The organism is Anabaena sp. WFMT (assembly GCF_051781005.1).
Taxonomy (GTDB): Bacteria; Cyanobacteriota; Cyanobacteriia; order Cyanobacteriales; family Nostocaceae; genus Anabaena.
Genome location: NZ_JBPWOA010000021.1, coordinates 40,148 through 57,462 on the forward strand (window position 1 = coordinate 40,148; position 17,315 = coordinate 57,462).

At 40.5% G+C, this 17,315-nt stretch carries 15 protein-coding genes; 7 read left to right on the forward strand and 8 right to left on the reverse strand.

Annotation, left to right across the window (positions count from 1 at the left end):
• Positions 1 to 166: 166 nt before the first annotated feature.
• Positions 167 to 2,803, reverse strand: a complete 2,637-nt coding sequence (topA, locus tag ACSQ6I_RS13815; RefSeq protein WP_438890893.1) for a type I DNA topoisomerase — start codon at positions 2,801 to 2,803, stop codon at positions 167 to 169.
• Between the two features lie 517 nt (positions 2,804 to 3,320).
• Here topA and ACSQ6I_RS13820 point away from each other — a divergent pair.
• Together ACSQ6I_RS13820 and ACSQ6I_RS13825 are read left to right on the forward strand one after the other, a co-directional pair.
• Positions 3,321 to 3,896, forward strand: coding sequence for a Uma2 family endonuclease (locus ACSQ6I_RS13820; protein WP_438890894.1), 576 nt, complete (start codon positions 3,321 to 3,323; stop codon positions 3,894 to 3,896).
• 296 nt (positions 3,897 to 4,192) lie between these two features.
• Positions 4,193 to 5,749 carry an NAD(P)H-quinone oxidoreductase subunit N gene (locus ACSQ6I_RS13825; protein ID WP_438890895.1) on the forward strand — a complete coding sequence of 519 codons (1,557 nt, stop codon included), beginning with the start codon at positions 4,193 to 4,195 and terminating at the stop codon, positions 5,747 to 5,749.
• A gap of 96 nt (positions 5,750 to 5,845) precedes the next feature.
• On the opposite strand, the gene ACSQ6I_RS13830 is transcribed toward ACSQ6I_RS13825, so the two are convergent.
• From ACSQ6I_RS13830 to ACSQ6I_RS13840, 3 genes are all read right to left on the reverse strand, one after another.
• Positions 5,846 to 7,258, reverse strand: coding sequence for an ATP-binding protein (locus tag ACSQ6I_RS13830; RefSeq protein ID WP_438890896.1), 1,413 nt, complete (start codon positions 7,256 to 7,258; stop codon positions 5,846 to 5,848).
• 74 nt (positions 7,259 to 7,332) lie between these two features.
• Entirely contained in the window at positions 7,333 to 7,866 is a 534-nt protein-coding gene (locus tag ACSQ6I_RS13835) for a methanogen output domain 1-containing protein (protein WP_438890897.1), read from the reverse strand.
• Between the two features lie 292 nt (positions 7,867 to 8,158).
• Positions 8,159 to 8,737: a response regulator gene (locus tag ACSQ6I_RS13840; protein WP_438890898.1), complete on the reverse strand. Its 579-nt coding sequence runs from the start codon at positions 8,735 to 8,737 to the stop codon at positions 8,159 to 8,161.
• 440 nt (positions 8,738 to 9,177) lie between these two features.
• Here ACSQ6I_RS13840 and lipA point away from each other — a divergent pair, with 440 nt between their 5' ends.
• Together lipA and ACSQ6I_RS13850 are read left to right on the forward strand one after the other, a co-directional pair.
• Complete coding sequence (gene lipA / locus ACSQ6I_RS13845; protein ID WP_438890899.1) at positions 9,178 to 10,077, forward strand: lipoyl synthase; 900 nt, start codon at positions 9,178 to 9,180, stop codon at positions 10,075 to 10,077.
• Positions 10,078 to 10,303: 226 nt separating this feature from the next.
• Entirely contained in the window at positions 10,304 to 10,420 is a 117-nt protein-coding gene (locus tag ACSQ6I_RS13850; protein ID WP_015216781.1) for a photosystem I protein PsaX, read from the forward strand.
• Between the two features lie 175 nt (positions 10,421 to 10,595).
• Here ACSQ6I_RS13850 and ACSQ6I_RS13855 read toward each other — a convergent pair whose 3' ends face one another.
• Complete coding sequence (locus tag ACSQ6I_RS13855; RefSeq protein WP_438890900.1) at positions 10,596 to 11,462, reverse strand: branched-chain amino acid ABC transporter permease; 867 nt, start codon at positions 11,460 to 11,462, stop codon at positions 10,596 to 10,598.
• Between the two features lie 165 nt (positions 11,463 to 11,627).
• On the opposite strand from ACSQ6I_RS13855, the gene hrmK reads away from it, so the two are divergent.
• Positions 11,628 to 13,487 carry a hybrid histidine kinase/response regulator HrmK gene (hrmK, locus tag ACSQ6I_RS13860; RefSeq protein ID WP_438890901.1) on the forward strand — a complete coding sequence of 620 codons (1,860 nt, stop codon included), beginning with the start codon at positions 11,628 to 11,630 and terminating at the stop codon, positions 13,485 to 13,487.
• A gap of 176 nt (positions 13,488 to 13,663) precedes the next feature.
• Positions 13,664 to 14,494, forward strand: coding sequence for an ATP-dependent sacrificial sulfur transferase LarE (larE, locus tag ACSQ6I_RS13865; protein ID WP_438890902.1), 831 nt, complete (start codon positions 13,664 to 13,666; stop codon positions 14,492 to 14,494).
• A gap of 93 nt (positions 14,495 to 14,587) precedes the next feature.
• Here larE and ACSQ6I_RS13870 read toward each other — a convergent pair whose 3' ends face one another.
• Positions 14,588 to 15,730, reverse strand: a complete 1,143-nt coding sequence (locus ACSQ6I_RS13870; protein WP_438890903.1) for an SGNH/GDSL hydrolase family protein — start codon at positions 15,728 to 15,730, stop codon at positions 14,588 to 14,590.
• Positions 15,731 to 16,000: 270 nt separating this feature from the next.
• On the opposite strand from ACSQ6I_RS13870, the gene ACSQ6I_RS13875 reads away from it, so the two are divergent.
• Complete coding sequence (locus tag ACSQ6I_RS13875; RefSeq protein ID WP_015216787.1) at positions 16,001 to 16,195, forward strand: hypothetical protein; 195 nt, start codon at positions 16,001 to 16,003, stop codon at positions 16,193 to 16,195.
• Between the two features lie 226 nt (positions 16,196 to 16,421).
• Here the strand turns inward: ACSQ6I_RS13875 and ACSQ6I_RS13880 are convergent, their stop codons facing one another.
• Positions 16,422 to 16,679, reverse strand: a complete 258-nt coding sequence (locus ACSQ6I_RS13880) for a hypothetical protein (RefSeq protein WP_438890904.1) — start codon at positions 16,677 to 16,679, stop codon at positions 16,422 to 16,424.
• Positions 16,680 to 17,045: 366 nt separating this feature from the next.
• The gene (gene pirA / locus ACSQ6I_RS13885) at positions 17,046 to 17,201 is read right to left on the reverse strand and encodes an arginine synthesis PII-interacting regulator PirA (protein ID WP_438890905.1); all 156 of its coding nucleotides are present in this window, start codon (positions 17,199 to 17,201) and stop codon (positions 17,046 to 17,048) included.
• Positions 17,202 to 17,315: the final 114 nt, after the last annotated feature.

A 17,315-nucleotide genomic window follows, 5' to 3' on the forward strand; every position in this document is an offset into this window, starting at 1 on the left:
TCTGAGATTTAGAGCTAAAGCCGCTGCTAAAATTTTATTTTGTGTTCTCCCTTACCTATTAGATTATCACATTAGTGATGGGTGATGGGTGATGGGTAATGGGTGATGGGTGGCAGAATATAGATACTTTACTTCTTCATCTCCCCCAGTCCCCAGTTCCCAATCCCTAACTGTCCGTGTCCTTCTTTTTCGTCCTACTAGTTGATGACTTAGCTTTAGAAGTTGTTGATTTTCTGGTTTTGCTTGTGGATTTGGTAGATGCTTTAGCTTGCAGCAATTCCAATGCAGTAGACAGCGTTACATTTTCTACTGTTTGACCTTCGGGAATACTCACATTAGTTTTGCCATGCTTAATATAAGGACCATAGGGGCCATCATAGATATTGATAGGAGCATCATCTTCTGGATGCGTTCCTAATTCCCGTAAAGCTGCCTTAGATTTGCTATTGCTAGAAGCACGTCCCTTTTTGGGTTCAGACAATAACTCTAAAGCACGTTCCAAAGTAATTGTCAATACATTATCAGCAGCTTTCAAAGAACGGTAGTCTTTCCCTTCTTTCCCCTGATCATGAACAACGTAAGGGCCAAAACGTCCCAAACTAGCTTGAATTTTCCCACCCGTGGCTGGGTGAACTCCCAATGTTCGGGGGAGTGCCAAAAGGCCAACAGCCATCTCTAGGGTGACATTTTCATGGGTAACACCTTTGGGTAGGGAAGCTTGTTTAGGTTTGGGGTTTTCGTCTGTTTTATCACCCAACTGCACATAAGGCCCATAAGTGCCAATTTTCACATAAATTGGTTCACCTGTTTCGGGATGCCGTCCCACTTGGTCAGGTCCGGTGGTTTTTTGTCGCAGTAGGACTTCCACCTGTTTGGGGTCAAGGTCAGATGGTGTAAGGTCTTTGGGAATAGATGCTGTGACAATACCATCACCAGTGTCTACTTCGATGTAAGGTCCATATTTACCAATGCGGACTTTAGCATCTAAATTTTCTAATATTACGGTTCTAGCAATAGTTGCATCAATTTTACTTTCTTGTTCCCTCACCAGAGTTTCTAAACCTTGGTCGCCTAGATAAAATTTTTGCAGGTAGGGTAGCCATTTAGCTTCTCCTGTGGAGATGTCATCTAGGGTTTGCTCCATTTTAGAGGTGAAGCTGGGATCAACAATGTCGGGAAAGTGTTTCTCTAATAAGTCAGTAACAGCAAAAGCGGTGAAGGTGGGAATCAAGGCATTACTCACCAACTGGGCATAACCTTTGTCGATGATAGTGCCAATGATGCTGGCGTAGGTACTAGGACGACCAATGCCTTCACTTTCTAGGGTTTTAACTAGACTGGCTTCGGTGTACCTAGCTGGAGGTTGGGTTTCATGTCCCACGGCTTCCAGTTCAGTACAAGTGGGATGATCCCCGACTTTTAGTGGTGGTAAAATCACCTCTTGGTCTTCTAATGCGGCTTCGGGATCATCGGAACCTTCAACGTAGGCGCGGAGGTAGCCAGGAAAATCTATGCGCTTCCCAGAAGAACGAAAACCAGCGTCTTCTACTTGCAGTTGGACACTAATTTGCGTTTGGCGAGAATCAGCCATTTGACAGGCGACGGTACGCTTCCAAATCAAGTCATATATCGCCAGTTCTCTGCCGCCTAAAGCTGTTTCTTGGGGAGTACGGAAACTACTACCTGCGGGGCGAATGGCTTCGTGTGCTTCTTGTGCGCCTTTGGATTTGGTGGTGTATTGACGGGGTTGGGGGCTGAGGTACTGTTTGCCGTATTTTTGTTCTACACAACTGCGGGCAGCTGCGATCGCTTGATCTGACAAATGCACCGAATCTGTACGCATATAGGTAATATACCCTTGCTCGTACAAATTTTGAGCAACCCGCATTGTGTCTCGTGCCGAAAGGCGCAATTTACGGTTAGATTCTTGTTGCAGTGTGGAAGTAGTAAACGGTGGTGCAGGTTTACGGGTGACTGGGCGTTCTTCAATGTCGTTGACATTCCAAGTTTTTCCTGTCAGCCGTTCCTTGAGGTCTACTGCCTGTTCCTCACTCAGCAACACCACATTGCGTCCTGTGGTAATTTGTCCCGTCGCGGCATCAAAATCGCTGCCTGTGGCAACTTTCGTGCCTCCAAGCGTCACTAACTGAGCGCTAAAGGGGGTTTTTTCCTGGAGCAAACTGGCTTTTAAATCCCAGTATGTACCTTCATGGAAAGCACGGCGTTGACGTTCCTTTGTCACCAATAGACACACGGCTACAGACTGAACTCGCCCAGCGGATAGTCCCCAGGCGATTTTTTTCCATAGCAGGGGAGATAGGGTGTATCCTACCAAGCGATCTAAAATACGTCGGGTTTCTTGGGCGCGAACCAACTGCTCATCAATGGTGCGACAATTTTTCAAAGCCTTTTTAATGGCTTCTTGAGTAATTTCGTGGAACACCATTCGCTTGGTTGGCACTTTGGGTTTCAGCAATTGGTATAAATGCCAACTAATGCTTTCACCTTCACGGTCTTCGTCAGTTGCCAATATCAGTTCATCAACCCCTTTCAGGGCATCTTTAAGCTGAGTGACAATTTTCTTTTTATCCTTGGGAACGACATACACCGGTTCAAAGTCGGCTTCTATATTCACCCCAAGCTGCGCCCATTTTTCCCCTTTGACAGCGGCGGGGATTTCACTGGCCGACTGCGGGAGGTCACGCACATGACCCATTGAAGCTTCTACCCGATAGTCTTTTGGCAGGTAGTTGCGAATGGTACGAGCTTTGGTTGGAGATTCGACGATGACGAGAGTTGACATGGAAATTTCAAAAAAAAGAATAGCTGCGAAGCTAAACAGTCAAGTTGAGATAATTTCGGCGAAATGTCAAGATGAAATATCACGCCTAAGCAGTGATTTAATCCTTACACAAACTGCCGAAAAGGGGGAAAATTCTTTCAACTTTAGGCACAGTCAGTCCCAGAAGACTGGGGGAGGTAATGCCAAATAGTTAAGTTGTCAGATATTTCCATCTTTAACTTATCTAACGCAAAATTGGCGACTACGGGTTTCAAAATATCTCTGAAGTGTAACTGGTGTGATGCTTTTTTTGCTTGAGGGTTGGGGCTTCTGAGCAATTATAAATTCTAATTGGGTACTTAGCTAAAGTGCGATGCCTGTGATGTACCACTGGATAGGAAGCAAGTTACGTAGAGCGTCTCGTCAGTCCTTAGAAACCAGGGGAGTATGTCAAAATGATATTGGGTAAACAGATCAGAAATCCAACTTCAGTTATCTATCATCAAAGTCGGGAATCTTTAACCCGCCCAAACTAACCATGAGTCAACTAAAAACCAAACTCACTCTCGAAGAATTTCTTGCACTTCCCGAAAGTGATCTTGCTTATGAGTTTGTTAACGGTGAATCTGTACCTAAATATAAAAATGAGCAAATATCTCCTAAATTTTTTCATGGCTCAACCACAGGAGCATTATTTATACTATTATCCACATGGGCAGAAGGAAAAGGTCGTGTTGTCGTGGAATGGGGGATTAAATTAACCAGAAATCAAGAAAATTGGATACCCGTACCTGATTTAACCTATGTTTCCTATAACCGTCTTCCTGCTGACTGGCTTAAAGATGAAGCTTGTCCTGTGGTCCCAGAATTAGTGATTGAAATTATTTCTCCTGGTCAAACTTGTGGGGACATGGTTGAAAAAGCTACTTATTATCTTCAAGCTGGGATTTTTCTGGTTTGGATAGTGGATACAATATCTCAAACGATCACTGTCTTTACAGCGTCTTCTCTGCCTGTGACTTTTCGAGAAAATCAAGTTATCATTTATGAAATTTTACCAGAATTAGAAATTACTCCTCATGCTATCTTTCAACGTGCTGGTTTAATTCGTTAGTTTCAATATCTCCAAGTTCTGAAAATAATCTTCTCAAAATCAAGACTTTGAAAAAAGTGTTTGGGCTATAAAAAATACAAATAAGCTGGCAATATTTGAGTTTTGCTACGACTTCATCTAGACATTGCATTTGTTAAAAAAATAACACTATATTCAGCAGTATAATTAACCAGATTTAATTCCCACCCAGCATCTGTGAGTTTAAAACATACGGTTAAATGCAATTATGGTAAAGAACTATAGATAGAATGAACAGAGTTAGCCTTCATATCTAATCGCCAAAACCTATACATATCATGGATTTTGCTAATATTGCATCCCAGTTAAATGCGGGAACGATTTTGCCAGAGGGGATTGTAATTATCACCCTCTTAGGGGTTTTGATTGTTGATTTGATTTTGGGGCGCACATCTTCACGCTGGATAGGATATCTAGCGATCGCAGGTTTACTGGCTGCGATTGTCGCCCTATGCTTACAATGGGATGCTACCAACCCCATCGGATTTACTGGTAGCTTTAATGGTGACGACCTCAGTATTGTCTTTCGGGGCATTATTGCTCTGTCAGCCATTGTCACCATCCTGATGTCAATTCGCTACATTGAGCAGAGTGGCACGGCTTTAGCCGAATTTATCGCCATTTTGATGACTGCGACTTTGGGAGGAATGTTTTTATCAGGTGCTAGTGAGTTGGTGATGATTTTCATCTCCCTAGAAACCTTGAGTATTTCCTCTTATTTGTTGACAGGTTACACCAAGCGTGACCCCCGTTCCAATGAAGCGGCGCTGAAATACCTGTTAATTGGAGCTTCCAGCACAGGAGTATTTTTATACGGTGTATCGCTGCTGTATGGTTTATCCGGTGGGCAAACAGAACTGAGTGCGATCGCTAATGGTATCGCCGCAGCTAACGTCAGTCAATCTCTTGGTTTTATCATTGCCCTCGTCTTCGTGATTGCCGGCATTGGTTTCAAAATCTCCGCTGCCCCCTTCCACCAATGGACACCAGACGTTTATGAAGGCGCACCCACCCCAGTTATTGCCTTCTTATCAGTCGGTTCCAAAGCAGCAGGATTTGCCCTGGCTATCCGTTTATTGACGGTAGTTTTCCCCCTCGTTGCTGACGAGTGGAGATTTGTCTTCACCGCCCTTGCCGTCCTCAGTATGATTTTGGGTAACGTTGTTGCCCTAGCCCAAACCAGCATGAAACGGATGTTGGCTTATTCATCCATTGCCCAAGCTGGATTTGTGATGATTGGCTTAATTGCTGGTACTGATGCAGGTTATTCCAGCATGATATTTTATCTACTGGTTTACCTGTTCATGAACCTGTGCGGCTTTACCTGCATAGTTCTCTTCTCCCTGCGGACAGGAACCGACCAAATAGCTGAATACTCAGGGTTATATCAAAAAGACCCACTTCTCACTCTAGGATTAAGTATCTCTCTCCTATCATTAGGTGGTATTCCCCCACTAGCTGGGTTTTTCGGGAAGATTTACCTATTCTGGGCTGGTTGGCAAGCAGGTCTTTACTGGTTAGTCCTACTAGGCTTAATTACAAGCGTCGTTTCCATCTACTACTACATCCGTGTAGTTAAGATGATGGTAGTCAAAGAACCCCAAGAAATGTCTGACGTGGTGAAAAATTATCCCGCAATTAATTGGGATTTACCCGGTTTCAGACCTTTACAGGTAGGTTTGATAGTAACTTTAATCGCTACTACCATCGCCGGTGTTTTGTCAAATCCACTGTTTACCTTAGTCAATAATTCAGTTGCGAATACTCCCATATTGCAAGCAGCAAAAATAGTGAGTACTCAAGCAAGTGTAATTATCACTAAGCAAGCAGAGTAATTCGTGGTAATAGGTAATGGGTAATAGGTAATAGGTAATAGGTAAAATTGATTAAACTCCTTTATCTTCCTGTCACCCGTTACCTATCACCTTTTCCTAACTATGGCAAGCCGTCTTATTGATTGCATGGATTGGGATCTTAATCTCAAATTTGGTTTCTTTCATAGGTATGGAATTGTAGCTCAGATATCCCCCATGTTCTTCGACTACAATTTGATAACTAATCGATAAACCAAGTCCTGTTCCTTTGCCTACAGGTTTTGTGGTAAAAAAGGGATTGAATAGCTGGCTATGTAATACTTCTTCAATTCCTAAACCATTATCTGCAATGCTGATTGCCACCCATTGATCATCTAATAATTCAGTAGTAATACAAATTGTGGGTTCGTTTCTTTTCTCTATTTCTTCTCCAGTTTTTTGGGAATTTAACATTGACCCATCATCACTAACAACAAAATTTTCTAGTGCATCAATTGCATTAGTAATAAGATTCATAAACACTTGGTTAAGTTTAGAAGGATAACAAGTTATATTTGGCAGCTTCCCGTATTTTTTGATAACTTTAATTTCTGGATATTTATAATGTTTACCTTTCAATCTGTGTGCCAGAATCATTAAAGTGCTTTCAATTCCCTCATGTATATCCACTGGCTTAAGTTCAGCTTCATCAAGCCTAGAAAAGTTACGTAACAATTGAATAATTGCCTGAATGCGTTGTGTTCCCACTCTCATAGAATGGGTAATTTGACTTATATCTTTTACTATAAAATCTACATCTATCTCCTCTCTAATATCTTGTATTTCTTGAGGAGCATTTGGATAATATTCTTGATATTTTTCTAATAATTTTAACAAATTTTCAATATACTGTTCGGTATAATAGAGATTGCCATGAATAAAGCTGATAGGGTTGTTAATTTCGTGAGCAACACCAGCAACCATCTGACCCAAGCTAGACATTTTCTCAGATTGAATCAGGTGGGTTTGAGTAAGTTGTAACTCCTTTAATGTTTGCCTTAAGACGGTTGTCCGTTCCTCAACTCTGAATTCTAGTTCTTGATTTGCTTTTAAAAGCGCTTCTTCTGCTTGTTTACGTCCCTGGATTTCTTTTGCTAATTCATCTATTTTCTTAGTCAGCAAAACAAAGTTAATGTTGGCTGCTTTTTTCTGTTCCAACCGCAGGAGAATTAGAGCTAAAGATTCATTAGACCAAGGTTGAATAACTGCTCCTTGACAACGACATACTAATGTTTCTCCATCACTATTGTGTAAAGTCAATGAACCCAGAATCATTGCGCGGCTACGAGAACAAGCTTTCAGGTATGCAGAAATTTTATGGGGAGGCTCATTTGCAAGATCAAAAATCATTTTTTCTTGCAATTCCTGACGGCGTAATCCCAGCATATCTGTCACTGGTTGATTAGCAGCTAGTATCTGACCATCACTATTCACTAACAGTAAAGGTTCTGGCAAAACTCTGGCAAATTCAATAAATTGTTCAGGAGTCATGCGGTTTATATTTTTACATAAATGCAATAATCTAAAAATCCAAGATTGGTTAAATAATGATGAATTTATAGCGTTTATAATGATTGAAAATATTCTCGGCCTGGTGCATCTTCTGACTCTGGTATTGTTTTTAGATAGACTACAATCCTACATCCAGTAGCACCCTGTGCTATTGTCTCTTGTAACTCTACTTTGGCGTATCCCAAATTATCAGATGCAATAGTTCCAAATACATTTGAAGTCATCATACACATAGCAGGGCGATCAATTACTTTTTCTCCAAATGGGCAGTTATGGTTTCCAAAGACAATTTTTTCATCATTCTCCTTAATGACATAAAAACTGCCTTGGATTCTTTTTTTCAAATCAATCAAGACATTAACAACTTGCTCACGGCTAAGATTTGATACTTTTAGGGCAGACTTATAATCTTGGTTAATCTGCCTACCCATGCTTTCACCAACTACGCTAATAAATCCAGCAGCTTCTTCTAACCCTACTACGTCCTGTAATGTACCTGATAATTCTCTAATTAAAGTACGTAAAAAAACATCACGCTCTAAAGGGACATTGATGTTATCTAATGATTGCTGAGGGTATTGGTTCATAAATTTTGAAACTCTATTGATATAGTTCCTAAAAATGGCTTGTAAGTAAATATTTTATGAACAACTAGTGATTATACACTTAGAAAACCATATAAAAATCTGACATTCTTAAATTTGTATTCTTCCCCTCTGCGAATATTTTTGTATTTGGAGGTCTATTATTAAGCTCTCCCTAACCAAAAAAAACCTGCCATTCTCTGAAACTAAGTACAAATAGGCAGGGTTGCTCAGTCTATAGCCGTGTTGCTTGACTGAATATTTTGGGCGGTAAAGATCATCGCAAGAGCTAATACTACTTAATTTTCTGTTTAATAAATGTCACAACTTGAGTAAGCTGTTTCTTGAGGCTATCAATCTCTGCTTGCATCTTCACCATTTTTGCGTTCAGAGCTTGTATTTCTGCATCAGAGCTACCTACTGCGGAATTAGGTTTTGCAGCTACTGTTTCTTGTCTCGCAGGAGCAACCATTGATTGCTCAGTATTAATACGAGCTTTTTTAGTAGCCTTAGCCATTGCTGACTTAATAGCAGTAATCAGCTGTCTTTGGTCAAAAGGCTTATTGAGAAATTCAAAATATTCAAATGGTTCAGGTATTTTTTCTGTTACCTCTTCCTTACGGCCAGACATGATCACCAAAGGAATTTTGCTTAACTCTGAATGGGCTTGAACCTTCTGAAAAACTTCCCACCCACTCATTTTCGGTAAAATAAAGTCCAACATGATCAGGCTGACTTTTTCGTTAAGGATGAGATTATATCCTTCTAAACCGTCTTTTGCCTCCAATACTTCAAAATTGCCCGGAGGCAACATTTCTCTGACTTTTACCCTGACAACTGTAGTGTCATCAATAACTAAAATTTTGTTTGCCACGACTGATTACTCTACCAGAGACTTTATGTTTAGATGGCTAGTTTGCCGATTGACATTAAGAATTCTCCCACTATATACAAGATTTATGTAAATTGGGGGAGAGTATATTTCTGTATAAGTGTCAAAAAAACAAGTAGTTTGTAAAACTTCTGCTTGCGTTGTGATCAATTTGTATCATAGAAATTCCATGAACTAAAAAACTTAAACTAATGTCAGTATTCAGTTACCAGTAGGTTTATCTCTACAAGTCTTATCTTACAGGCTTTTGAGGTATTTTTAGCTAATAAATAATTTCTGCTCACTGGCACTAGTGCAGCGTGGCAAAAATAACTAGCCCGTTCAATAAGGTTCAAAAGCTGATTCAACAAGCTTTTCTACCCTCTTGCCTTTCTGCATTAGTATATCTTTTATCTTTATTTTTGCATCTTACTGGGATGTCTATGACTTTTTCTCAACAGGCTGAACTCAAATTGAAAATTGCGGCTATGCCTAGCTGGTTACGTCGTTCTCTTGGCAAAGCTAGTGAAATTTCTACCGTACAACGTATTATTAAGCAGCGCCAAATTCATACGATTTGTGAAGAAGGCCGCTGTCCTAATCGAGGGGAGTGCTATGCCCAAAAAACTGCAACTTTTTTACTCATGGGACCAACCTGCACTAGGTCTTGTGCTTTTTGTCAAGTAGATAAAGGTCATGCGCCAATGGCTGTAGATAAAGAGGAACCGCAAAAGGTCGCAGAGTCAGTCCAGCTTTTGGGATTGCGTTATGTGGTACTGACTTCTGTAGCCCGTGATGATTTGTCTGATGGGGGTGCTAGGCATTTTGTGAAAACGATGGAGGCTATCCGCCAATTAAACCCAGAAACTCAAATTGAAGTGCTGACACCTGATTTGTGGGGTGGTGCGGGTGTTGGGGAAGCAGGGCAACGCTTACGGATAGCTATGATTGTTACTGCTAAACCGGCTTGTTTTAATCATAACGTTGAGACTGTGCGTAGATTAACAGGGCCTGTAAGACGGGGTGCGAAGTACGATCGCTCTTTAGGTGTTTTGGCAACTGTTAAAAGCATTGATTCCAGTATTCCCACTAAGTCAGGTTTAATGCTGGGACATGGTGAAAGTAAGGAGGAAGTAATTGAGACAATGGCAGATTTGCGGGCTATCAAGTGCGATCGCATTACCCTTGGTCAATATATGCGACCCTCTTTAGAACACTTACCAGTACAAAAATACTGGACACCAGCAGAATTTGACGAACTCGGCAGCATAGCCAGAGATATGGGATTTAGTCATGTCCGTTCTGGTCCCTTGGTGCGGAGTTCATATCATGCTGGGGAATAAGGGTGCAGGGGGCAGGAGGCAGGAGGCAGGGGGCAGGAGGCAGGGGGAAAGAATTAAACACCACTGATGTGTATCAGGCTTTTCGTGAAATGGTATGACAGAAGGCAGAAAGATATATACTCTCCCCAATCCCCAGTGCCTACAAAAATATTTTTAAAGATTCTGGAGAATTGGTGCTTCTGTTTGCTATTTGTTAAAAAGTCATCAAAATCAGGAGAACCAAATTATGACTTCTAAAGGTAAAGCTGCTAAACCTACTTATGTTTTTCGTGCAAGTTGGGCGTTGCTACTGTTGGCTATCAACTTCTTGGTAGCGGCTTACTATTTCCACATCATTGACTAGTTAGAAGTGGACTGGTGCTGCTCAACGAAGAGGCAGGGGGGAACGGGGCAGGGAGCAGAGGGAAATGACCTCTTTCTCCTGTTATGGAGTAGAGCTAAATATGGGTTTGAATTACCTAGAATTCCCATCTGAAATTATCTCCCTTGCGCCCTGCACCCTGCGCCCTTGCTTCTTTTCACATCGTGCCTTTGAATAAACCTTTGGGACGAATGAGCAGCACCAAAATCATAATTAATAGGGCTATACCTTGTTTGTACTGTGAACCTAACCAAGGGGTGCTGACTTCTTGAACTATACCAATGATAAAAGCTGCTGCGATCGCACCATAGGGGTTGCCGATGCCTCCCAAAATTACAGAAGCAAATAAGGGTAAAATCAAAAACCAGCCCATGTTCGGTCGAACAGCGGTAATCAAACCATACATACTTCCACCCAAAGAAGTGAAAGTTCCCGCAATTACCCAAGTCCAGAGAACTACTCTATCAACGTTGATACCAGAGACTCTGGCTAAGTCTAAATCATCGGCAACGGCTCGCATCGCTTTACCAATTTTGGTATTTTGGAGCAAGTAATGTAACGACACAATTGCCAGCACTGCTAACCCCAGTACCAATATTTGATTTTGTGGTATTCTTAATTCCCCAAATTCTAAAGCTGGGGTAACAGGCAGATTATAATTTTGGTTTTTACCTCCCCACAGAAAAATGATTCCATTGCGGAGAAATAAAGCCAGTCCGATAGAGATAATTATCAGTGTTGTTGAACTAGCACGGATAGACCGCATCCTTGACCACAGTAATTTTTCTGCCAGTAACATGGCTCCGACGGTTCCCGCAGCAGCTAGAATCATCGACAGCCAAATATTTACCCCCAGAGCATTTACTATCAGGGTCAGATAAGCTCCCAATGTGAGAAAATCACCGTGGGCAAAATTAGATAATCTTAAAATTCCATAGGTGAGAGTGAGTCCTACTGCGGCTAGAGCAATAATGCTTCCCACCGCAATCCCGTTGACAATTAATTGAGCAAATTGTACATCCATTGTTTTAAGTTACTATGAAGAATTTTTTTAGACGGTAATTTCCTTCTATAAATGTTGGATTAACAGTTACAATTGACACTATCAGATATGTTTTTCAATTTAAAAAGATTTGTCCGTTAATATACATAAAATCCAGTTTGCATTTTCTTGGCGGTCTAGTTGACCATGCAGCAGTCTTCAAGCTTACCAGAACAGAACTCACAGATAAATGGAACGCCAACAGTTTTGACAACAATCCAGAAACTGCGGGATAACTTGTGGTTGGAACGCAGGTTGAATCACTTGCAGAGTCGTCTCAATGATTGTCTGCTTTCATCTACTGACACGATACCAGAGACCGTCATTACGGCAGCAGAGATTTTCCAAACTGTGGTTAACGAACTTCACAACGCTTTAAATGCCAGTTGGGAAGAGTCTACGCAGTTTGCTGTAGGCATTGCTCAATGTCAACCAGAAGAAATTTTTGGTAATATTTGCTATGTTTCTAGCTGTTCCACCCCCGGAATACCAATCCCAGCAATAAGATCCAAAGTAGGGAAAAAACTGCAATTGAGATTAAATGCTGCCATCAAACTAGAAGATTTGCAGCAAATGGAAAGAGAAAAACACCCCTGTGTTTGGCGTTTAGTTGATGATTCTCACAACGTGATGACATGGTTAGTTATTGCCACAACCAAGTCTAATAATGATAGTGATACCATCGACTCATTAGCAACTCAACTGCGATCGCAATTAATCACCAGAACAATCGGTTATTGCAATACAGCTTTGGCACAATTGAGGCAATTACAGTCTTGGCAACAACATTGTCAACAGTTAGCTAACTTTAATCAGGAACTAGAACGCACTAATCAACTTAAAAACCAGTTTCTAGCCAATACCAGCCACGAAATTCGCACCCCCCTCAGTTCTATCATCGGATTCACACATTTGCTGCTGGCACAAGGTTACGAACCAGACAAACAACGTCACCAAGAATATTTACACATCATCCAATCCAGTGGTAAGCATTTGCTATGTCTGATTAATGATATTTTGGACCTTTCTAAAATCGAAGCCAATCAGCTAGAAGTGCAATGGGAAATAGTTGATGTGCCATCATTATGTCGCAATGTTTTAGCTTTGGTGAAAGAGAAAGCCGCTAATAAGGGTTTGAAACTGCGTCTAGAAATAGACGATGATGTCAAAACTTTACTAGCCGATCCTTTGCGACTCAAACAAATGCTATTGAATTTACTCTTCAATGCCGTTAAATTTACAAGTACTGGTAGTGTTGGTTTACGGGTAGCTACACAAGATTTATATTTACGTTTTACAATTTGGGATACTGGAATTGGCATATCTCCAGAAAACCAAGCTCTACTATTTCGTCCCTATAGCCAAATTATTAACTCCGCCGCTGAAATCAATGAAGGTACTGGTTTGGGGTTAGTGGTTACTCAGCAGCTGGCAGAAATTCACGGTGGTTCTTTGGCGTTGGAATCAGAAGTAAATCGCGGTTCCTATTTCACCATTTCTCTTCCCCTCCAGCCAATGGGAAAAGTTTTAGAAGCAATAGAAATCAAGGCAGAAAAGGATTTAGAAATTAGTCAGGGTGTGAGTAATTTTTCTGGCTCCCAGTCTGCCTCTATTATTCCCATCAATTCCTCACGACAAATTTTGTTGGTAGAAGACGATGTTGCTAATAGGGAATTAATGCGAATTTATTTAAGTAGATTGGGTTATCAGGTAACTTGTGTGAAGAATGCAGACAAAATGTGGAAAACTCTCCCACAGATAACACCAGCAGTAATTTTAATGGATGTGAATCTGCCAGATGGCAATGGTTTGAACTTGGTGCAACAACTGCGAGATCATCCCCAATATCAGCAAATACCAATTATTGCCCAAACAGCAATGGCGATGAAAGGGGATAAGGAAACCTGTCTAGCGGCTGGTGTCAGTGAGTATATTTCTAAACCCATAGATTTACAACTTTTAGGTAATATGGTGGCAAAGTATTGTCAATTGAGTACCGAGTATTGAGTACCGAGTACCGAGTACCGAGTATCGAGTACTGAGTATTGAGTATTGAGTGCTGATTCCTATTTGTAACCAAAAAACTTTTTCAGCAAACCCTATTTATGTTGACAAAGCATGGGAACGATGGATGACTACAATAGAAATTGTCAGGTGCTATCAGGTTTTGGCAGGATTGGGAAATGATGATGACAGAAAAATTGGCGCAATTAAAAGCTTTATTTGCAGAAATGGAGCAGGCGTTGATTGCCTACTCTGGGGGCGTTGATAGTACATTAGTGGCTAAGATTGCCTATGATGTGTTGGGCGATCGCGCTTTGGCTGTAACGGCTGTTTCTCCTTCGTTGTTACCAGAAGAGTTGGCAGACGCTGAAGCCCAAGCCGCAACCATTGGGATTGCCCATAAAATCGTCCAGACTCACGAAATGGAAAATCCCAATTACACATCTAATCCTGTTAACCGCTGCTATTTTTGCAAAAGTGAACTGCACGATACACTCAAACCGTTGGCATTAGAGTTAGGCTATCCCTATGTAGTAGATGGGGTAAACGCCGATGATTTGCACGATTATCGCCCCGGAATTCAAGCAGCTAAAGAAAGAGGTGCGCGATCGCCTTTAGCAGAAATAGGCATCACTAAAGCCCAAGTCCGTCAACTTTCTCAACAACTCGGTTTACCTTGGTGGGATAAACCAGCCCAACCTTGTCTGAGTTCTCGCTTTCCCTATGGTGAAGAAATTACCATAGCCAAGTTACAGCGAGTCGGCAGAGCAGAAATTTATTTACGAAATCTCGGTTGGGACAATTTGCGGGTACGTTCTCAAGAAGACACCGCACGAATTGAACTATCACCAGAACAAATTCAAAAATTTGTTTTAACTACAGACTTACCCTCTTTAGTTATTGCATTTCAGAATTTGGGATTTATTTACGTCACCTTAGATTTAGAAGGTTATCGCAGCGGCAAGTTAAATCAGGTTTTAAATCGGGAAATTGTGGGTGGTAAATCCTAACTGGAGAATTAGCGATATAGCAACCATCAAAGTGCTGAGGACATCAACAGACTTTTAACTCTGTCACCTGTTCCCAATCACCTGCATTTACCCTCAATTCAGGCTTCGAGCAACTCTAAACTCTATCTGCTGTAGGGCAGCTTGCCATACATCATATCCTTCTGGTGTCAAATGCACCCCATCTGTTGTTAAGTCTGAACGTAAATTACCCTCAAAATCTGTAAACCAATTGTGGATATTCAGATAATTTGCACCTTCTTGTTTAGCAATCAAGGCTATTTGGGCATTGAGATGACGAATACGCTTGTTAGGAATTATAGTCCGGCGAATCGGCAAAATTGATTGCACCATAATCTGACTTTTTGGGTGAGTTTGGCGTAAGCTGCGAATAATCTGGCGGTGATTACGCAAAATTGACACATCACTAGCACCTCTGAGCAAGTCATTGATCCCAACCATCAAATAAATCACTTCTGGACGTGTTGTCGAAAATGCTCCCACTCTTCTCAATACACCTTCAGACCTATCTCCAGATATGCCTTGATTTAGCCACAATTTACCAGCCGGTAGTTTTTCTTTAGGAAACCACAAACTCAAAGAATCACCCACCAAGATACTCAACCGATTTGTACCCTGACCTTGGGAAATAGCTCTAGCTTCCATAGCTAATAAGCTTTTCCAATCTTGATAACTGAGTTTATATTGTTTGGCTGACTTCCACGAGGAAGCTAAATCGTCATCATCCACACGAGTGTAAATTTGGCCTGTTTTCAGTGACGCTAATCTTAGGTAGTAAAGTTGATTTCCAGATAAAAAAGTTTGTTTGGTTTTTTGGGAACTGAAGTTCAGTGATGTTTTTATGGGTGTTGGCAAAATATAGTTAGTGAATTCTGCTAACAAAATGTCAAGATTGGGGCTAATGTTCTCACCTACTTCTAGCTGCGAATTCTCAGATGTGGATACAGCTTGGCTGCTGAATTCTGGTAAAGAGATACTTTTTTCACGTACTTGTCGCTGTGAACGCCTTGGTGTGGAAGTACCTTGACTACTAAATTCTGGTAAAGAAATGTCAACATTAGTGATGACTTTTTCACCTACTTGCGACTGTGAATTTAGTGTTAAATTTTCCAGAAAATCAGTATTTTCTGGTAGGACACTCGACATCTTTGGGAGAGCCGATGTTGGTACTGTCAATCCTGTTAACAAGCTTGCTGCCAACAGATAAGGTTCCTTCATCGTTTTTTCTTTCCTTGTAAATACTCACTACTTTTCCTTATGACAGCCTGTTCAGGCTGAATTCAGGAAAATTTTACTTTCCTTACACCTGTATCAATATCCCCCATGAGGATGTAATTCCCTGATTTTTAGTATAAAAAATAACTAAATATCGGACAGTTTAAATTTATTATTATTATTTACAACTTAGTTAAAATTTTTTCAAAATTAGAATAACGTCATTTAAAGTGCTAAGATTTATGCGAAGTCATTAATGTTTCCTTTTATTCCGTGGCTAGAGCTAGTACCGCAATTGGTGTCAGTCCAATCATTAAAGAGATTGTGCAAAAACAGGCACATTCTACACGTCTAACCTTAAAAGAGGTTATTCTCATGGGGATGTTAGCTATTGACAAGCTGGATGATCAAGGTCGTCAAGAGTTAGCAGATCAAGTCCATCAAATGCAGGTTAATGGTGACATATGAATCTGTCTTGAGGAGTCTAAACTCTAAAATCTCAAGTGCAACAACATTGACTGCATTTGAAATGATAGTAAAACCACGACGACTCAAGTATGGACTCTCTGCTAAATCCGTAGCAGTATCCCATTAAATAAACCTCTTTCAGTTCCAGCGATATCTATCGGCATTGTTAGATTTCAGCAATGAAATCCGTTGTCTTAGAACCTAATCAGGTATCTAGAACTAGATATCAGTCAACAGTTAGAAGCTTAATAAAGAACTCAACAAAACCCAGAGGATAACTTACTGGATGGGGTTTTTTCCGCTTATTTACAGGGCGGAAATAAGCACTATTTAATCCAGTATTAGCAATTTTTAGCAAATTCGGCGAAATTGCTACCTCGTTATCCTTTGGTAATTTTTCCGGAATTTCATGTCCACCAGGACAAATATTAGCTTTATAGCCATTTTTGAGTAAATTCTGCCTACTCTGGCTATAAGGCTTCAAAATTTTTCTGTTATCTGTTTTGAGATGTGGTGTTTGACAACTACTAAATTCACTGCATAATTAACATGAATATTCTTAATTGTTACCTATTTAGAAAGTGTGGGAACACTGGATGATACTGGTAATATTTTTTTGCTTCAAAAAAAATTGTAATTCTTCAGCAAATTTAATTAAAAGTTATAGATATTCATTACTTGTTATGCTAAATAAGTCTGTAAATCAGCTTAAAACCCTTATCAGGCAATAATCATAGTCGTTGCCTAACTACTTATATATTTAATTTTCCACTAAATATGTCTAATAATTAGGGATAAAAGTGGCGAAACTTTTACCCCCAAGAATGAATATTAAATTTAAAAACTTGATTTAGCTGTAAGATGCCATTTCTGCTTCCAACTGACCAATGAGGTTTTCATCACCCTTTAATCTGGCTACTTCCAAGCGATGTTTTAGAGTTTTCTGAATATTCTCTTTGTGTGCTTCTTCTGTTTTCCGGGCTACTTGCGCTCGATTGCTACTCATAGGGATAACTCCTTTAGGTTTATGTCTATGTCTTGTATTCATAACATAGCATACATTTTGTAGCTGTTGTTACAGAAATAAATTAAATATTGTATATGTGTAGTTATTCTTAGG